A 15,246-nucleotide genomic window follows, 5' to 3' on the forward strand; every position below is an offset into this window, starting at 1 on the left:
GTCCTCCGCAGCAGCTGCGCTGCAGCTGCGGAGGGTGGACCGGGCATTTCCCACCGGACGGGAGAAAGCGGCCTGCACCAAGGGTTTCGCCAATCTCCGGCGTTGCAGAAAGCGCGCCAAAGTTGCGGCCAGTTCCCTTCTCGCCGTCACTATGAAGCGATTGCCCTGCAGTTTACTCTGCGGTTTCCGTTTCGGTCTCGGACGTGGTCTCGTCTTCCGGCTTCGAACGTTCCTTGGCTGCAACCTTGGCCGCTTGCTTTTCCGCCTTCTTGGCAGCCTTCTGCCGGTCGCGTTCCTTGCGTTCCTGGCCGTAATTCGGTGCTCGCGCCATATCTCTTCCTTTCGCAATCCAAAGGGTTATTAGCCCTGCCTAGGAGCATTGGGCTCCAAACACAACACCGCAAAGAGCGATCGGCTCCATAGACAGCCGGCAGGCCGGCTGAACACGGTTCCGTGGCTTGCAAGATAGCCGGCACAATGGTGTAGGAGGCACCGGGGGGCAAATCACAAGCCGACTTTTCACCAAGTGACCGATGGCCACCCTTCAAAGAAACGCACAGAAGCTATTCTACTATGCGCGCAATGCCGTGCGCGATATTGCACCGCAGGCGCTGTTCCGCCGCAGGCTCGCCGGGCTGCTCGATCAGGCCAGGCTTTCGGACGGATCGGTCCGCGCGCGTCTCAACTACTACAACAGATTGCAGGACGCTTTCGCGCCGAGCGGCGGGGCCGTGCCGGTCAGCCGGCTACCGAGAGGCCGGAGCATGTATTACTACGATCTGAAGGAATTTACCCGCTACTTCGATCCCGATTTGCGCATCGACCTCGAATTCGGCGACGTCGCCGACGTGCCTGCGATGCCGTCGATCGTCAAGGATCGGCCGATCGCCGGCGACAACAGCAACGGGGTCCTGTTCAAGCTCAACAAGTTCCGCCACTTCCACATGCCCGCCGACGATGTAGCCTTCGCGGACAAGCTTCCGGTTGCGGTGTGGCGCGGCGAGCTCAACAATCCGATAAGGACCTTGCTTCTGGACGCTGCGCGCGATCTGCCCTTTTGCGATGTCGGAACGCCCAAACCGACGGCAGCGCCGGAATATCGCAAGCCTTATCTGAGCATCGACCAGCAGCGGCGCTGTCGCTACATCATTTCGCTCGAAGGCAACGATGTGGCGACCAACTTGAAATGGGTCATGAGTTCGAATTCGCTGTGCCTGATGCCGCCGCCGACATATGAGACATGGTTCGCCGAAAGCGAACTCGTGGCTGGTGTTCACTATGTGCCGCTCGAACCTGATTTCACGGATCTTGCCGAGCGGGTGCAATATCTCGAACGCCATCCGACTGAGGCCGAACGCATCGTTGCCGCCGCCAACGCCTATTGCCGCAAGTTCGCCGACGAGCGGGCCGAGCAGGCGATCTGCTTGCTCGTGCTCTACAAATATTTCGTGCTCAGCGGCCAGATCGAGCCTGATCCCGAGGTCTGGCGTTTTATCTCAGGCTAAGCCCACGGCGACCTTCGACCTGATCCGTTGTCAGATATCTTCTCGGTCAAGAACCAGATCGGCCGGACCAAACCGGTCTTTTGCCGTGAATTGCTGGTGCCAATACGGGTAGAGAACCGGCGGGCGGCTCACAGTGTCGAGGCGTGCGCGCTCATCGCTGGTCAGCACCAGGCTGGCTGCGGCGATATTGTCCTTGAACTGCGCTTCGGTCCGTCCGCCGATCACCAGCGAACTGACCGCGGGCCGGCCGAGCAGCCAGGCAAGCGCCACCTGCGCCGCCGAGACGCCATGGTTCTCGCCGATATGGGCAAGCGCGTCGACGATCCGCCACAGCCGGTCCTCGTCACGGATTGGCGGTTCGGTCCAGCCGCTGAGCTGGCGCGCGGTGGCCTGGTCGCGGTGGTATTTGCCGGACAGCAATCCACCGGCGAGCGGGCTCCACACCAGCACGCCAAGCCCCTGGTCGACCGAGATCGGCAGCAGTTCATATTCGGCTTCGCGCGCTTCCAGCGTGTAGTGGATCTGCTGGGTGACGAAACGCGGCTGGTGCTGGCGGTCGCTGACCCCCAGCGCCTTCATCACCTGCCAGCCGGAATAGTTGGAACAGCCGACATAGCGGACCTTGCCCTGGCTGACGAGTGTGTCGAGCGCGGCGATGGTCTCTTCGAGCGGCGTCGTGCCGTCCCATTCGTGCAGGAAATAGATGTCAATGACGTCGGTCCTGAGGCGTTTCAGGCTCTTCTCGCACTCGCGGATCAGATGGTAGCGCGACAGGCCCTCATCGTTGGGGCCGTCGCCGATCCGCATGCGCGCCTTGGAGGCGATCAGCACATCGCCCTTGCGTTTGCCGCCGAGCGCTTCGCCGATGATCTCTTCCGAAAGCCCGTTCGAATAGACATTGGCGGTGTCGATGAGATTGATGCCGGCGTCGATGCAGAGGTCGATCATCCGGCGTGCCTCGTCGAGATCGGTCTTGCCGACCGCCGAGAATGCGCCGGCGCCGCCAAAAGTCATGGTGCCCATGGTCAGCGTCGAAACCTTCAGCCCGGAACGGCCGAGTGTGCGGTATTCCATGTCAGATCCTCGCGATTGCGTTGAAAAGAGTGTTTTGAAGGTTGCTCGGGGAAACCTGGCATTTGTGGGACAATTCGAGCCGCTTGTCGTGTGTGCCAGGAGGCTGATCGATCCCATCTCGCGGAGTTGGGCGACCGGCGTGCGGGCCGGCTGCAATAAAACCGTCATTGCCGGCCTATATGCAAGTCGGCTCAAGGTGTCCGATCTCGGCCGGCAGGCCGAGGCCGACGCGGGCGTGCACGCGGAGCAGCATAAATGACCGAAGCAAAACAGAATTCTCCCGCCAGGGACTGGCTGGAAGCGGAACTCGCCGACACGCTCGACGAGGACTACGAGCTGGAGATGTCGGAACCGGCGCTGTCGCTGGAAATCGCCAGGATCTACAAGAACGCGCATCCGCCCTCGATGGATCGCCTGCAATATTTTCGCGACCTGATCACGCTGCAATCCGAATTGATCAAGCTGCAGTCCTGGGTGGCTTACACCAGGAAGAAGCTGGTGGTGGTTTTCGAGGGCCGCGATTCGGCCGGCAAGGGGGGCGTCATCAAGCGCATCACCCAGCGGCTCAATCCGCGCATCTGCCGCGTCGTCGCACTTCCGGCGCCGACCGAGCGCGAGAAATCGCAATGGTATTTTCAGCGCTACGTGCCGCATCTGCCGGCAGGCGGCGAGATCGTGCTGTTCGACCGCTCCTGGTATAACCGCTCCGGCGTCGAACGTGTGATGGGCTTCGCCGAGCCGGACCAGGTCGAGGAGTTTTTTCGCGACGTGCCGGAGTTCGAGCGCATGCTGGTCCGCTCCGGCATCACCCTGGTCAAATACTGGTTCTCCATCACCGACGAGGAGCAGCAGATGCGTTTCCAGATGCGCATCCATGATCCGATGAAGCAGTGGAAGCTGTCGCCGATGGACCTGCAGTCGCGCGTGCGCTGGGAACAGTATACCAAGGCCAAGGAAGAGACCTTCGCCCGCACCAACATTCCCGAAGCCCCCTGGTTCATCGTCGAGGGCAACGACAAGAAGCGGGCGCGGCTGAACTGCATCGATCATCTCCTCAAGCAGATGCCTTATGAGGAAGTGCCGCACGAAGAGATCACGCTGCCCGATCGCGTCTTCAATCCAGAATACGAGCGCCAGGTGCTGCCGCGCGAGCTGTATGTTCCGGAGAAGTATTGATTCATGGCCCCCTTCTCCCCGTCACTATACGGGGAGAAGGTGCCGGCAGGCGGATGAGGGGCTGCGCCAACCTCGACAATTTACCCCCCAATGTCACTGCATGGGGACAAAAATTATTCTGATGCATATTGCGAGAGGGCGTATTGTCCAGCAGCTTAACCTTTCATCGATTGCGCCGCCCCTCATTGCCCTGCCGGGCATTTCTCCCCGTATGGTGACGGGGAGAAAGGGGCCTGCACCGAGGCTTTCGCCAACAGAGCAGACGAAACGTCCTAATCGCGCTCGATGGTGACATGCATGGCATTCGGCGTGCCCACCTGCTCGCTGCAGCGGTAGCCGAGTTTGACCATATCGATGCCGGCAAAAAGGTTTTCGCCTGAGCCGAGCAGCATCGGCGATATCGCCAGATGCATGTCGTCGATGAGCTTTTCCCTCAGATATTGCCGGATCGTGGCGACGCCGCCGCCGAGCCGGACATCCTTGCCGTCAGCCGCGGCTTTTGCCTTTTCCAGCGCCGAGTGAATGCCGTCGGTCACGAAATGGAAAGTCGTGCCGCCCTCCATGACGATAGGATCCCGCGGATGGTGGGTGAGCACGAAGACCGGCACATGGTAGGGCGGATTGTCTCCCCACCAGCCCTTCCAGGTGTCATCGGGCCAAGCGCCGCGGATCGGTCCGAACATGTTGCGGCCCATGATCCACCCGCCGATGTTTTCGAAGCTGCGCGTTACGAACGCGCCGTCGGTATCCGTGGTCCCGTCATCTTCGCCGGACATGTTGCGGAAGGTTCTGGTCCCGAACATCCATGTGTGCAGGGCTTCCCCGCCGACGCCCAGCGGTTCTTTCAGGTCCTGGTCGAGACCGGCGCCGAAGCCGTCGATAGATACGGTGAAAGCGTTGACGCGAAGCTTTGACATGAGGACCTCCCTCTAATCCAGTTGTGAAATGCAAGCAGTTGTTTTTAGCCAGACTGATTGCATTTTACAAGCGGTATTTCGCCGCGGAGCATAAGCGGCTCGTTTGGCTCGCATCAGGGTCACCGCAAAGAGGGGTGGTTGCAACAGCAGCTACATGCGCCGCGACGCCTCGAGTATGCGCTCGACAGCTAGGCGGAGCGGAGCGCCGCTATGATCATCTCGGCTAGGATAGGCTCGATCCGGCGGACTGCCATCAGAATACGCGCACGGCCGATTGTTCGATCTCGGCCTTCAACATAGGATGAAGGCTGTCACGCGTGGTGATGTCGATTTCCGTTGACATCTTCTCTTCCAGAAATTGCTTGATCCCGACCATGTCGATCAGAGAAAAGCGCCGCGCCGGATCATAGTCGATGAACAGATCAAGATCGCTGTCCCGCTGCGCATCGTCCCGCGCTGCCGACCCGAACAGATACAGCGAAGTCGCGCCCATGCCTTTGATGGCATCTGCGTTTCTCTGCAACCGTTCGAGGACCTCGTTCCTGCTCATGAGCCGATTCTATCGGATTGCAGCAAAATTCCAAAACGATGCGAGTGCCTACCCCTTAAGCATCGCCGCCACTTCAGGCGCGAAATAGGTGAGAATGCCGTCGCAGCCGGCGCGCTTGAAGGCGAGCAGCGATTCCAGCATTGCCTTGTCGCCGTCGATCCAGCCATTGGCGGCGGCCGCCTTGATCATCGAATACTCGCCCGACACCTGATAGGCGAAGGTCGGCATGCGGAATTCGTCCTTCAGCCTGCGGATGATGTCGAGATAGGGCAGGCCGGGCTTGACCATCAGCATGTCGGCGCCCTCGGCGAGGTCCTGCTCGGCCTCGCGCACGGCCTCGTCGGAATTGGCGTGGTCGAGATAGTAGGTCTTCTTGTCGCCCTTGAGCAGGCCGGCAGTGCCGACCGCCTCGCGATAGGGCCCGTAGAAGGCGGAGGCGAATTTCGTCGCGTAGGACATGATCGCCACATCCTGAAAACCATTGGCGTCGAGCCCATCGCGGATGGCGCCGATACGGCCATCCATCATGTCGGAAGGGGCAATGATGTCGGCGCCGGCCGAAGCCTGGATGACGGCAGCCGCCGTGACCTGCTCCACGGTCTGGTCGTTGACGATGATGCCGTCGCGCAGGATGCCGTCATGGCCGTGCGAGGTGAAGGGATCGAGCGCCGCATCGGTGATGATGCCGATCTCGGGCACTGCGCGCTTGATGGCGCGCGTGGCGCGGTTGATGACGTTTTCCGGATCGAGGATGTGCGAGCCGGTCTGGTCGCGCAGGCCGAGCTCGACATTGGGGAAGGTGGCGATCGCCGGAATGCCGAGCTTTGCCGCGCGCTCGGCCTCCTTGACGGCAAGGTCGAGCGACAGGCGGAAGACACCAGGCATGGCGGCGATCGGTTCGCGGATATTGTTCCCATCGACGACGAAGATCGGCCAGATCAGATCGTCGACGCAGAGCCGGTTCTCCTGCACGAGGCGGCGCGACCAGTCGGCCTTGCGCATGCGGCGCAAACGGCGACTGCCGGTGATCTCGTCGACGCTGCGCGCGCCGGCAGGCTTTGCTGGGGTGAATCTGTTCATCGCCAAACTCCGGATTGGCGGCTTTTAACACGAGCCTCCGCCGCTGACCAATGCGGCACGATAGTGCCAGGCACAAGCTGGATACCGGTATACGAGTTCCTGACCGTTGTTGCCGGACAGGATTGCGGCTTGGCATTGACGCAGCCATGCGCCACGCTTTAGCACATCAGTCCCGGCGGCATTGGGCGAGGGATTCTTTAGGCGATGGATTTTGGCGGCGGCAACGAGATCCGCTTCGAACGACTGGGCAGCGTCGGCGTCGTCACGCTGACGCGGCCGCAGGCGCTCAATGCCGTCACCCATCGCATGGTCAAGGCGCTCGACAAGGCGCTGCGCGCCTGGGAGCGCGACGACGGCGTCGATGTTGTCGTCGTCAAGGCCGAGGGCAGGGCGTTTTCGGCCGGCGGCGACATCCTCCACATCTACGAGGCCGGCCGGGTGGGAAAGCCGCCGGTCGATTACTTCGCCGACGAATACCGGCTGAACGCCCGCATCGCGCGGTTCGAAAAACCCTATGTCGCGCTGATCGACGGCATCGTCATGGGCGGCGGCGTCGGCATCTCGTTCCACGGCTCGCATCGGCTGCTGACCGAGAACGCCCAGTTCGCCATGCCGGAAGTCGGCATCGGCTTTTTCCCGGATGTCGGCGCCAGTCATCTGTTGCCGAGCCTCGGTGGCAGCTTCGGCATGTATCTGGCCCTGACCGGAATCCGCATCCGCTATGGCGACGCTTTGTGGTCGGGCCTGGCGACGAACACGATCAAGGCGCAGGACCAGGCCGGCTTTCTCGACCGGCTGGTTGCGACAGGCGACCCTGAAGCGGCGCTGCGCGGCTTTTCCGTCCCGGCCCGGCGCGAAACGGACAGTCCGACACTGGAAGCCATCGCCCGCCATTTCGCGCAGCCGTCGCTGAGCGACATCATCGGCAGCCTGGAGCGCGCCGCACCCGCAGACGCGTTCGCGGCAAAGACGCTGGCGACGATCCGCACCCGCTCGCCGACCAGCCTGCATGTTGCCTGGCGCGAGATCAGCGCCGGGCTGACGCTGTCGATGGACGAGTGCATGCGGATGGAGTTCCGCATCCTCAACCGCATGCTTGCCGGCCACGATTTCTACGAAGGCATCCGCGCCGCCATCATCGACAAGGGCTCGTCGCCGCAATGGCGGCCGCCAGGCATCGACGACGTCAGTGCTGCCGACGTCGATGCCTATTTCGCTCCGCTCGGCGAACGGGAACTCAAGCTGTGAGCGAGGTCACGTCGAGACGCGTCGTGCTCCAGCCCTCGACGGTCGAGGTCATCTTCGCCTGGTTTCAGCGCGTCATCTCAGCCTACTGTCTGTTGTTCGGGATTTTGTACTGGATCCGGCTGATCGGCTTCTATCCCGGCTCGTTGTGGCGCTTCGACCTGATGCCGGTGCATTGGCAGGTGGCGGCGGTGACGCTCGCCGTCTTCTTTCCCTTCGCCGCCGCCGGTCTGTGGATGCTGGCCTCCTGGGGGCCGGTGATCTGGTTCATCTGCGCGGCGACCGAGACCGTCATGCATGCCGGCTTTCCCGAACTCTTCGGTCACCGGCCGCTGATCCTCGCCTCGCATGCGGCGGTGGCGCTGCTCTACATCGTCTTTCGCGTGGTGATCTGGATGCAGAAGCGCCGGAGCCGGCAATAGAGCATCGGACCGATGCTCTACAAGAATAGCCCACGCCTGCGGTTGGACGGGGCAAATTACCGTCCGCAATCATTGGCTAAATCTTTAGGTTAATCATCCTTGTTGGGGTGACCCTTCGTTAAGCCTCTTTCGAAACCTATTACCGGTAAGCTCTTGTTAGCCCTAGCGTTTAAGTCGAATTTTATGAGTATTCGATAGTGTCGCGATCAAGGTGAAAAACAAAAAATCACCAGGCGACAAACGAGAGGCAAAGACAATGATCAATTCCCGTCCGGCGGCGAAGACCGCCAACGTATCCGATGACCGCCGCGAGGCGATCCGTTCGCTGTACATGGAATCGCTGCAGCTGGTGGAACGGCTGCACCGCCGCCTGCTTGACGTCATCAAGGACGAGTTCGACCGCAACGGCCGTTCCGATATCAACGCCATCCAGGCGCTGCTGCTCTTCAACATCGGCAATTCGGAGCTGACCGCCGGCGAGCTGCGCTCGCGCGGCTATTATCTCGGCTCGAACGTCTCCTACAATCTGAAGAAGCTGGTCGATCTCGGCTTCATCAACCACCAGCGCTCGCGCATCGACCGCCGTTCGGTGCGGGTCTCGCTGACGCCGAAGGGCAGTGAGGTGGCGGAAGTCGTCGCCGGCCTCTACGAGCGCCATGTCGGCTCGATCGAGCAGGTCGGCGGCATCAACACGGAAGAATTCAAGCAGATGAACCGCGCCTTGCAGCGCCTCGACCGCTTCTGGAACGACACCATCGCCTATCGCATGTAAAGCATGTCCATCGCATGCAACCGCGCCACGGGGGCGGTCGGGGGAGTGATCCAAAAGACCGGTGCCGAAAAGCATCGGTCTTTGCGTTTCGTGAGGCCAGCCGATCCAAATCGCGGTCAGGGTCACGTTGCCGCCATATTCCCGGTGGAAGCGAGAACGCGGGTGATGTTGCGGCGCGAGCCAAACCGTCTCCCCGCCAACCGCCTCAGTGAAGGCGCATCGCGCCCGGCGCGTTCTCGCACAGAAGCGATTGGGGCATGGTTGGCTAATTGTTAAGGGCGCCAACCTTAGAGTGGGCCGGGCCTAGCATGCGGGCGGATCGCCCGGTGAAAAAACTGTTACAGGACTATCTGGAGCGTACATGAGAACCAGTCGCCGTTTCTTCCTTTCCGGAGCCTCCGCGTTGGCCGCGACGATGGTTGCCGGTGGCGCCAGCGCGCAGGACGTGATCGCGGACATCCTGAAATCCTCGGGCCGCGGCAACTGGAACGACCAGTTCGACGCCCGCGCCAGCGAGGGCGGCAAGGTGGCCTCGACGCTGCCGATCGTCAGCCTGCAGACCGTTGCGTACACCGAGCAGGCGATCGCGCAGTATCAGAACATCGTCGCGCAGGGCGGCTGGGAGCGGGTCCCGGACACCAAGAAGTTGCAACTCGGCGTCATCGATCCCGACGTGGTGCCATTGCGCAGGCGCTTGATGATTTCGGGCGACCTGGCGCAGAGCGCCGGCCTTTCAGAGGCCTTCGATTCCTATGTCGATGCGGCGGTCAAGCGCTTCCAGGCGCGTCATGGCCTGCCTTCCGACGGGACCCTGGGCCAATATAGCTATGCGGCGATGAATGTCTCGGCGCAGGTCCGGCTTGGCCAGCTGCAGACCAATCTGCAGCGGCTGAACGAACGCGCCGGTACGCTGGGCAACCGCTATGTATTGGTCGATATCCCTGGCGCCCAGATCGAAGCGGTCGAGAACGACCGCGTCGTGCTGCGCCACACCGCCGTTGTCGGCAAGATCGATCGCCAGACGCCGATCGTCGATTCCAAGATCAACGAGATCATCGTCAATCCTTACTGGAACGCGCCGGTCTCGATCGTGCGCAAGGACATCATTCCGCTGATGCGGAAGGACCCTAACTATCTTAAGGACAGCAAGATCCGGCTGTTCGCACCGGATGGCAGCGAGGTCGATCCACTGACCGTCGACTGGTCGACCGACGACGCGGAGAAATACCGCTTTCGCCAGGATCCGGGCGCCGGCAATGCGATGGCCTCGGTCAAGATCAATTTCCCGAGTCCGGACGGCGTCTACATGCACGACACGCCGCAGCAGAGCCTGTTCGGCAAAATGATGCGCTTCGATTCCTCGGGCTGCGTGCGCGTCCAGAACGTGCGCGACCTCGTCACCTGGATCCTGCGCGACACGCCGGGCTGGAGCCGCCAGCATTTCGAGGCGTCGATCAAGAGCGGCGAGAACATCCCGGTGCAGGTCACCAATCCGGTGCCGGTCTTTTTCCTCTACATCTCGGCCTGGTCGACGGGGCCTGGCGTCGTGCAGTTCCGCGACGACATCTACGGGCTCGACGGAGCCAACGAGCTGCAGATCACCTCTGCACTCTAAGCCCCTGATGTTCTTGAGTTGATGAAAGGCCGCCATCGAGGCGGCCTTTTTGACGTGCGCCAGGCGTGGCGCGTGGTGCGCGAGCACCGTTTGGCCGGGATGATAGCCGATCAATGACTTGGAGGTGAAAGTCCTCTGCTGGCCCTGGTGGCGTCGCGAAGCATTGCTGAACGGCCGGCAGGCGAGGAAATAGGTGGCTCTTCGCCTCGCTGCCGCAATCCGACCAGCAAATTTCGCGCCGCAAACGTGGCGGGGCGAAAGCAACTGTGTTAATGGCGCGGCAGACCCCCGGACGACAAGGATCTCAAGCATGGCAACAGCAGCGGCAGTGTCGAACAAATTCGAACCCTTCTTCGAAACCACGCTTGCCGATGCCGATCCGGAGATTTTCGGCGCGATCCGCAACGAACTCGGCCGCCAGCGCCACGAGATCGAGCTGATCGCTTCGGAAAACATTGTCTCCCGCGCCGTGCTGGAAGCGCAGGGGTCGGTCATGACCAACAAATACGCCGAGGGCTATCCCGGCAAGCGCTACTATGGCGGCTGCCAGTTCGTCGACGTGGCCGAGGAACTGGCCATCGAGCGCGCCAAAAAGCTGTTCGGCTGCAACTTCGCCAATGTCCAGCCGAATTCCGGCAGCCAGATGAACCAGGCGGTCTTTTTGGCGCTGCTGCAGCCCGGCGACACCTTCATGGGGCTCGACCTGAATTCCGGTGGCCACCTGACGCACGGTTCGCCGGTCAACATGAGCGGCAAATGGTTCAAGGTCGTTTCCTACGGCGTCCGCAGGGACGATCACCTGCTCGACATGGACGCGATCGAGAAGACCGCCCACGAGACCAGGCCGAAGCTGATCCTGGCCGGCGGCACCGCCTATTCGCGCGTCTGGGACTGGAAGCGTTTTCGCGAGATCGCCGACTCGATCGGCGCCTATCTGATGGTCGACATGGCCCACATCGCCGGCCTGGTCGCCGGCGGCGTGCATCCGTCGCCGCTGCCATACGCCCATGTGGTCACCACCACCACGCACAAGTCGCTGCGTGGCCCGCGCGGCGGCATGATCCTGTGCAATGACGAGGACATCGCCAAGAAGATGAACTCGGCGGTGTTTCCAGGCCTGCAGGGTGGTCCATTGATGCACGTCATCGCCGCCAAAGCGGTGGCCTTCGGCGAAGCGCTGAAGCCAAGCTTCAAGATCTATGCCGAGAGCGTTGCCGCCAACGCCAAGGCGCTGGCCTCCAGCTTGCAGGAGACCGGTCTCGACATCGTCTCCGGTGGCACCGACAACCATCTTATGCTGGTTGACCTCAGGCCGAAGAACGCCACCGGCAAGCGTGCCGAGGCAGCGCTTGGCCGCGCCAACATCACCTGCAACAAGAACGGCATCCCTTTCGATCCCGAAAAGCCGTTCGTCACCTCGGGCGTGCGCCTAGGCACGCCGGCCGGCACCACGCGCGGTTTCGGCCAGGCCGAGTTCCGCGAGATCGGCAAGCTGTTCGCCGAGGTGCTGGACGGGCTCAAGGCCGCGAATTCCGATGAGGGCAATGCAGCCGTCGAAGCAGCGGTGAAGGCGAAGGTGGCCGCGTTGACGGATCGTTTTCCGCTCTATCCCTATCTCGGTTGAGCTCACGCAAGCTGTCGTCCTCGGTTGAGCTCACGCAAGCTGTCGTCCCTTATCGCCGGACGAGAAGCACTTTTTCAGCGGGGACGGAGTCCGGACAGGAGCCTTGACGATGATGCAGATTTTCCGTGTCGCTGGCTTTGGCGCGCTTGGCGTGTTGTTGGTCACATTGACCACCTTGCCGTCCGCCGCCCAGGCACAGTCTGCGCCCACCCCAGCCGCACCGAAGACCGAAACCTTCGGCAACTGGTCCACCACGGTGGACGAGATCGATACCGGTGGGAATCTGCGCAAGACCTGCGTCGCCTCGACCGCCTTCCTCGACGCGAGCGGTACCAGCGGCACGCTCACGCTTGCCATCTCGAACGGTGATGCACTGCCGCCCAATGGCTATCCGACCCTCGTCATCGCCATGAAGAACAAGGACTTGCCGACTGGCGAGAACATTCCGGCGGTGTTCGGCGATGGCGACGGCAAGGTCAAGGCGACCGTCGATGCCATGGCCGGTGGCGGCGGAAAATGGATGTTGAACAACAAGCCCGAGATCAGCCTGGCACTGCTGCGTGCCATGCGCCGCGCCAGCGCGCTCGACGTCATATTCGCCGACACGCCGGTCGCGACCGTATCGATGGACGGCTTCACCAAGGCCTATCGCAGCCTCGGCGTGTCATGTGGGTTCCCGACTGCTGACGTCGCGCCGTAATCGGCCGGTATTGCCGTTGATGCTGGCAATTTTCCCCGCGCCTCGCTATCTCTGAGGCGCGATCCGATACTTTGCCATCGCGGCAAAAACCTCTAAGCCTTCGCTCCACGAGAATCGCGAACACAAGGCTGCCCATGCGCTGTCCCTACTGCCAGTCCGAAGATACGCAGGTGAAGGATTCGCGCCCCGCCGAAGACGGCGCGGCGATCCGCAGGCGGCGCGTCTGCCCCGATTGCGGCGGCCGCTTCACCACCTTCGAACGTGTGCAGTTGCGCGACCTCGTGGTGGTGAAGAAATCCGGACGCAAGGTGCCGTTCGACCGCGACAAGCTGCTGCGCTCGGTCGAGATCGCCGTGCGCAAGCGCAATGTCGATCCCGAGCGCATCGACCGCGCGGTGACCGGCATCGTGCGCCAGCTCGAAAGCTCCGGCGAGACCGAGGTCGCCTCGGGCGAGGTCGGCCGCCTGGTGATGGAGGCACTGAAGTCGCTCGACGACGTCGCCTATGTCCGCTTCGCCTCGGTCTATCGCAATTTCCGCGAGGCCAAGGATTTTCACGACGTGCTGGGTGAACTGAAAGGTGACGAGCTCAAGGAAGAGGACGCCGGCTGAGCATGGCAAGGCGCAGCCAAGCCGAGCAAGAGGTTCTTGATCGCCGCTTCATGGCGGCGGCACTGAGGCTGTCGCGGAAAAACGCCGGACGGACCTCGACCAACCCTTCCGTCGGCACGCTGATCGTGCGCGACGACGGCACCGGGCCGATGATCGTGGGCACCGGCGTCACCGCTGTCGGCGGCCGGCCACATGCCGAGACCGAGGCGCTGGCGGAGGCCGGCGAGCTCGCACGCGGCGCCACCGCCTATGTCACATTGGAGCCCTGCGCCCACCATGGCCGCACCCCGCCTTGCGCCAGTGCACTGGTCAATGCCGGCGTCGCGCGGGTGGTTGGGGCTGCGAGCGACCCCGATCCACGCGTGTCCGGCAACGGCTATGCGATCCTGCGTGCCGCCGGTGTCGAAGTGGTCGAAAAGGTGCTGGTGGCAGAAGCCGCCGAGCAGATGGCCGGCTATCTCATTCGATCCCTAAAAAAACGTCCGGAAGTAATCCTGAAACTTGCGCTTTCCAGCGACGGCAAGATCGGCATGGGAGGCGCGGGGCAGGTCTCGATCACCGGCGACATCGCCCGGCGCGAAGTCTATCTGATGCGCGCCGAAGCCGACGGCGTACTGATCGGCATCGGCACGGCGCTGGAGGACGATCCGGCGCTGACGGTGCGGTTGCCGGGGCTGGAGAACCGCTCGCCGGCGCGCATCGTACTCGACCGCCAGATCAGGCTGCCGGAAACGTCGAAACTGGTCGCCGGCGTCGACCGGGTTCCGCTCTATGTCGCCGCCTGTGCCGAAGCCGATCCGCATCGGCGCGCCGCGCTCGAACGCGCCGGCGTGCGCTTCATCGGCACCGAGACGTATGAAGGCGATATTGCGCTGCCGGAGTTGCTCGAGGATCTGGCCGCACTCGGCATGGCGAGCGTGCTGGTCGAGGGCGGCGCCAAGGTGGCCAAGGCCTTCCTCGCCGAAGGGCTGGTCGACCGCATCGTGCTGTTCCAGGGGCAGGAGCCGATCGGCAGGAGCGGCATTGCATCGCCCATCGACGCCGACCATATCCCGGCAGGATTTCGCAAATTGCGCGACATGCGTTTCGGCGAAGACAGCTACGCCGAGTGGATAAGACCATGATCCCGAAAAGTGGAGCCGGTTTTTGGACAAGAACATGGTCAAACTGAAAGACATGATCCCGAAAAGTGGGAACCGGTTTTCGGAAAAGATCATGGCCAACCAAGAAGCCAGAGTCTGATGTTTACCGGGATTGTCACTGATGTCGGCACCGTCGCTGCCGTCAAGCCGCTGAAAGAGGGCGTCGGCTTGCGCATCGACACCACCTATGACCCGCAGACGATCGCCATTGGGGCTTCGATTTCCTGCGGCGGCGTCTGCCTGACGGTGACGGCGCTGCCGCAAAGCGGCGCCAACGCGCGCTGGTTCGAGGTCGAGGCCTGGGAAGAGGCACTCAGGCTGACGACGGCCATGGGCTGGAAATCCGGCACCAGGATCAATCTGGAGCGGCCGCTGAAGATCGGCGACGAACTCGGTGGCCACATCGTTTCAGGCCATGTCGACGGCATGGCCGAGATCGTTGCGCGCAAGGAGGAGGGCGATGCCGTGCGCTTTACGCTGGAAGCGCCGCGCCGCCTGGCCAAATTCATCGCACCCAAGGGCTCGGTCGCGCTCGACGGCACCTCGCTTACCGTCAACAAGGTCGACGGCACACGCTTCGACGTGCTCTTGATCCATCACTCGCTGACCGTGACCACCTGGGGCGAACGTCAGGTCGGCGACCGCGTCAATCTGGAGATCGACACCATGGCCCGCTACGCGGCCCGCCTGGCGGAGGCCGCGAAAGAGGGGCTTTGATGGTCCTGCCGGAGAGCGGCGTGGATTCATACGGTTGTCCGAACAGGACGAGCACCTCGGATCTGATTGGCGCCTTGTTCCGTTTGGCGTTGCCCC

General features: G+C 62.4%; 17 protein-coding genes. 12 read left to right on the top strand and 5 right to left on the bottom strand.

The features are described from left to right. Positions 1–172: 172 nt before the first annotated feature. Entirely contained in the window at positions 173–331 is a 159-nt protein-coding gene (locus AC0L3D_RS08750) for a hypothetical protein (protein ID WP_023798419.1), read from the bottom strand. Positions 332–533: 202 nt separating this feature from the next. Here AC0L3D_RS08750 and AC0L3D_RS08755 point away from each other — a divergent pair, with 202 nt between their 5' ends. Next, complete coding sequence (locus AC0L3D_RS08755; RefSeq protein WP_473643906.1) at positions 534–1,505, top strand: glycosyl transferase family 90; 972 nt, start codon at positions 534–536, stop codon at positions 1,503–1,505. 30 nt (positions 1,506–1,535) lie between these two features. Here AC0L3D_RS08755 and AC0L3D_RS08760 read toward each other — a convergent pair whose 3' ends face one another. Beyond that, positions 1,536–2,579: an aldo/keto reductase gene (locus AC0L3D_RS08760; RefSeq protein WP_128246717.1), complete on the bottom strand. Its 1,044-nt coding sequence runs from the start codon at positions 2,577–2,579 to the stop codon at positions 1,536–1,538. Between AC0L3D_RS08760 and AC0L3D_RS08765 the strand changes: the two genes are divergently transcribed. Continuing rightward, positions 2,578–2,838: a hypothetical protein gene (locus AC0L3D_RS08765; protein WP_287394952.1), complete on the top strand. Its 261-nt coding sequence runs from the start codon at positions 2,578–2,580 to the stop codon at positions 2,836–2,838. The genes AC0L3D_RS08760 and AC0L3D_RS08765 overlap by 2 nt on opposite strands. Further along, positions 2,835–3,755: a polyphosphate kinase 2 gene (ppk2, locus tag AC0L3D_RS08770; RefSeq protein ID WP_236389674.1), complete on the top strand. Its 921-nt coding sequence runs from the start codon at positions 2,835–2,837 to the stop codon at positions 3,753–3,755. The genes AC0L3D_RS08765 and ppk2 overlap by 4 nt, the downstream gene beginning before the upstream one ends. A gap of 272 nt (positions 3,756–4,027) precedes the next feature. Here ppk2 and AC0L3D_RS08775 read toward each other — a convergent pair whose 3' ends face one another. The 3 genes from AC0L3D_RS08775 to hemB all read right to left on the bottom strand — a co-directional run bounded on the left by AC0L3D_RS08775 (position 4,028) and on the right by hemB (position 6,302). Next, the gene (locus tag AC0L3D_RS08775) at positions 4,028–4,672 is read right to left on the bottom strand and encodes a dihydrofolate reductase family protein (protein ID WP_473629978.1); all 645 of its coding nucleotides are present in this window, start codon (positions 4,670–4,672) and stop codon (positions 4,028–4,030) included. Between the two features lie 253 nt (positions 4,673–4,925). After that, a complete protein-coding gene (locus AC0L3D_RS08780; protein WP_473629979.1) occupies positions 4,926–5,222 on the bottom strand; it encodes a nucleotidyltransferase family protein in 297 nt (98 codons plus the stop codon). A 48-nt stretch (positions 5,223–5,270) separates the two neighbouring features. Then, complete coding sequence (gene hemB, locus AC0L3D_RS08785) at positions 5,271–6,302, bottom strand: porphobilinogen synthase (protein WP_473481833.1); 1,032 nt, start codon at positions 6,300–6,302, stop codon at positions 5,271–5,273. A gap of 204 nt (positions 6,303–6,506) precedes the next feature. On the opposite strand from hemB, the gene AC0L3D_RS08790 reads away from it, so the two are divergent. The 9 genes from AC0L3D_RS08790 to AC0L3D_RS08830 all read left to right on the top strand — a co-directional run bounded on the left by AC0L3D_RS08790 (position 6,507) and on the right by AC0L3D_RS08830 (position 15,150). Then, on the top strand, positions 6,507–7,550 hold the full coding sequence (locus AC0L3D_RS08790; RefSeq protein WP_473643908.1) for an enoyl-CoA hydratase/isomerase family protein: 1,044 nt from the start codon (positions 6,507–6,509) through the stop codon (positions 7,548–7,550). Next, positions 7,547–7,969: a DUF6163 family protein gene (locus AC0L3D_RS08795; RefSeq protein WP_128175993.1), complete on the top strand. Its 423-nt coding sequence runs from the start codon at positions 7,547–7,549 to the stop codon at positions 7,967–7,969. Before AC0L3D_RS08790 ends, AC0L3D_RS08795 begins: the two co-directional genes overlap by 4 nt. Before the next feature lie 256 nt (positions 7,970–8,225). After that, positions 8,226–8,741 carry a transcriptional regulator LdtR gene (gene ldtR / locus AC0L3D_RS08800; RefSeq protein WP_027154640.1) on the top strand — a complete coding sequence of 172 codons (516 nt, stop codon included), beginning with the start codon at positions 8,226–8,228 and terminating at the stop codon, positions 8,739–8,741. A 361-nt stretch (positions 8,742–9,102) separates the two neighbouring features. Beyond that, complete coding sequence (locus AC0L3D_RS08805; protein ID WP_091591574.1) at positions 9,103–10,356, top strand: L,D-transpeptidase family protein; 1,254 nt, start codon at positions 9,103–9,105, stop codon at positions 10,354–10,356. A 310-nt stretch (positions 10,357–10,666) separates the two neighbouring features. Next, positions 10,667–11,980 carry a serine hydroxymethyltransferase gene (gene glyA / locus AC0L3D_RS08810; protein WP_473643910.1) on the top strand — a complete coding sequence of 438 codons (1,314 nt, stop codon included), beginning with the start codon at positions 10,667–10,669 and terminating at the stop codon, positions 11,978–11,980. Between the two features lie 109 nt (positions 11,981–12,089). Next, positions 12,090–12,680, top strand: a complete 591-nt coding sequence (locus AC0L3D_RS08815) for an invasion associated locus B family protein (RefSeq protein WP_473629982.1) — start codon at positions 12,090–12,092, stop codon at positions 12,678–12,680. 134 nt (positions 12,681–12,814) lie between these two features. Then, positions 12,815–13,291, top strand: a complete 477-nt coding sequence (gene nrdR / locus AC0L3D_RS08820) for a transcriptional regulator NrdR (RefSeq protein ID WP_023798407.1) — start codon at positions 12,815–12,817, stop codon at positions 13,289–13,291. A 2-nt stretch (positions 13,292–13,293) separates the two neighbouring features. Then, the gene (gene ribD, locus AC0L3D_RS08825) at positions 13,294–14,415 is read left to right on the top strand and encodes a bifunctional diaminohydroxyphosphoribosylaminopyrimidine deaminase/5-amino-6-(5-phosphoribosylamino)uracil reductase RibD (protein WP_473629983.1); all 1,122 of its coding nucleotides are present in this window, start codon (positions 13,294–13,296) and stop codon (positions 14,413–14,415) included. A gap of 117 nt (positions 14,416–14,532) precedes the next feature. Further along, entirely contained in the window at positions 14,533–15,150 is a 618-nt protein-coding gene (locus AC0L3D_RS08830; RefSeq protein WP_473629984.1) for a riboflavin synthase, read from the top strand. Positions 15,151–15,246: the final 96 nt, after the last annotated feature.

The sequence above is a fragment of the Mesorhizobium sp. WSM4837 genome (genome assembly GCF_055811435.1).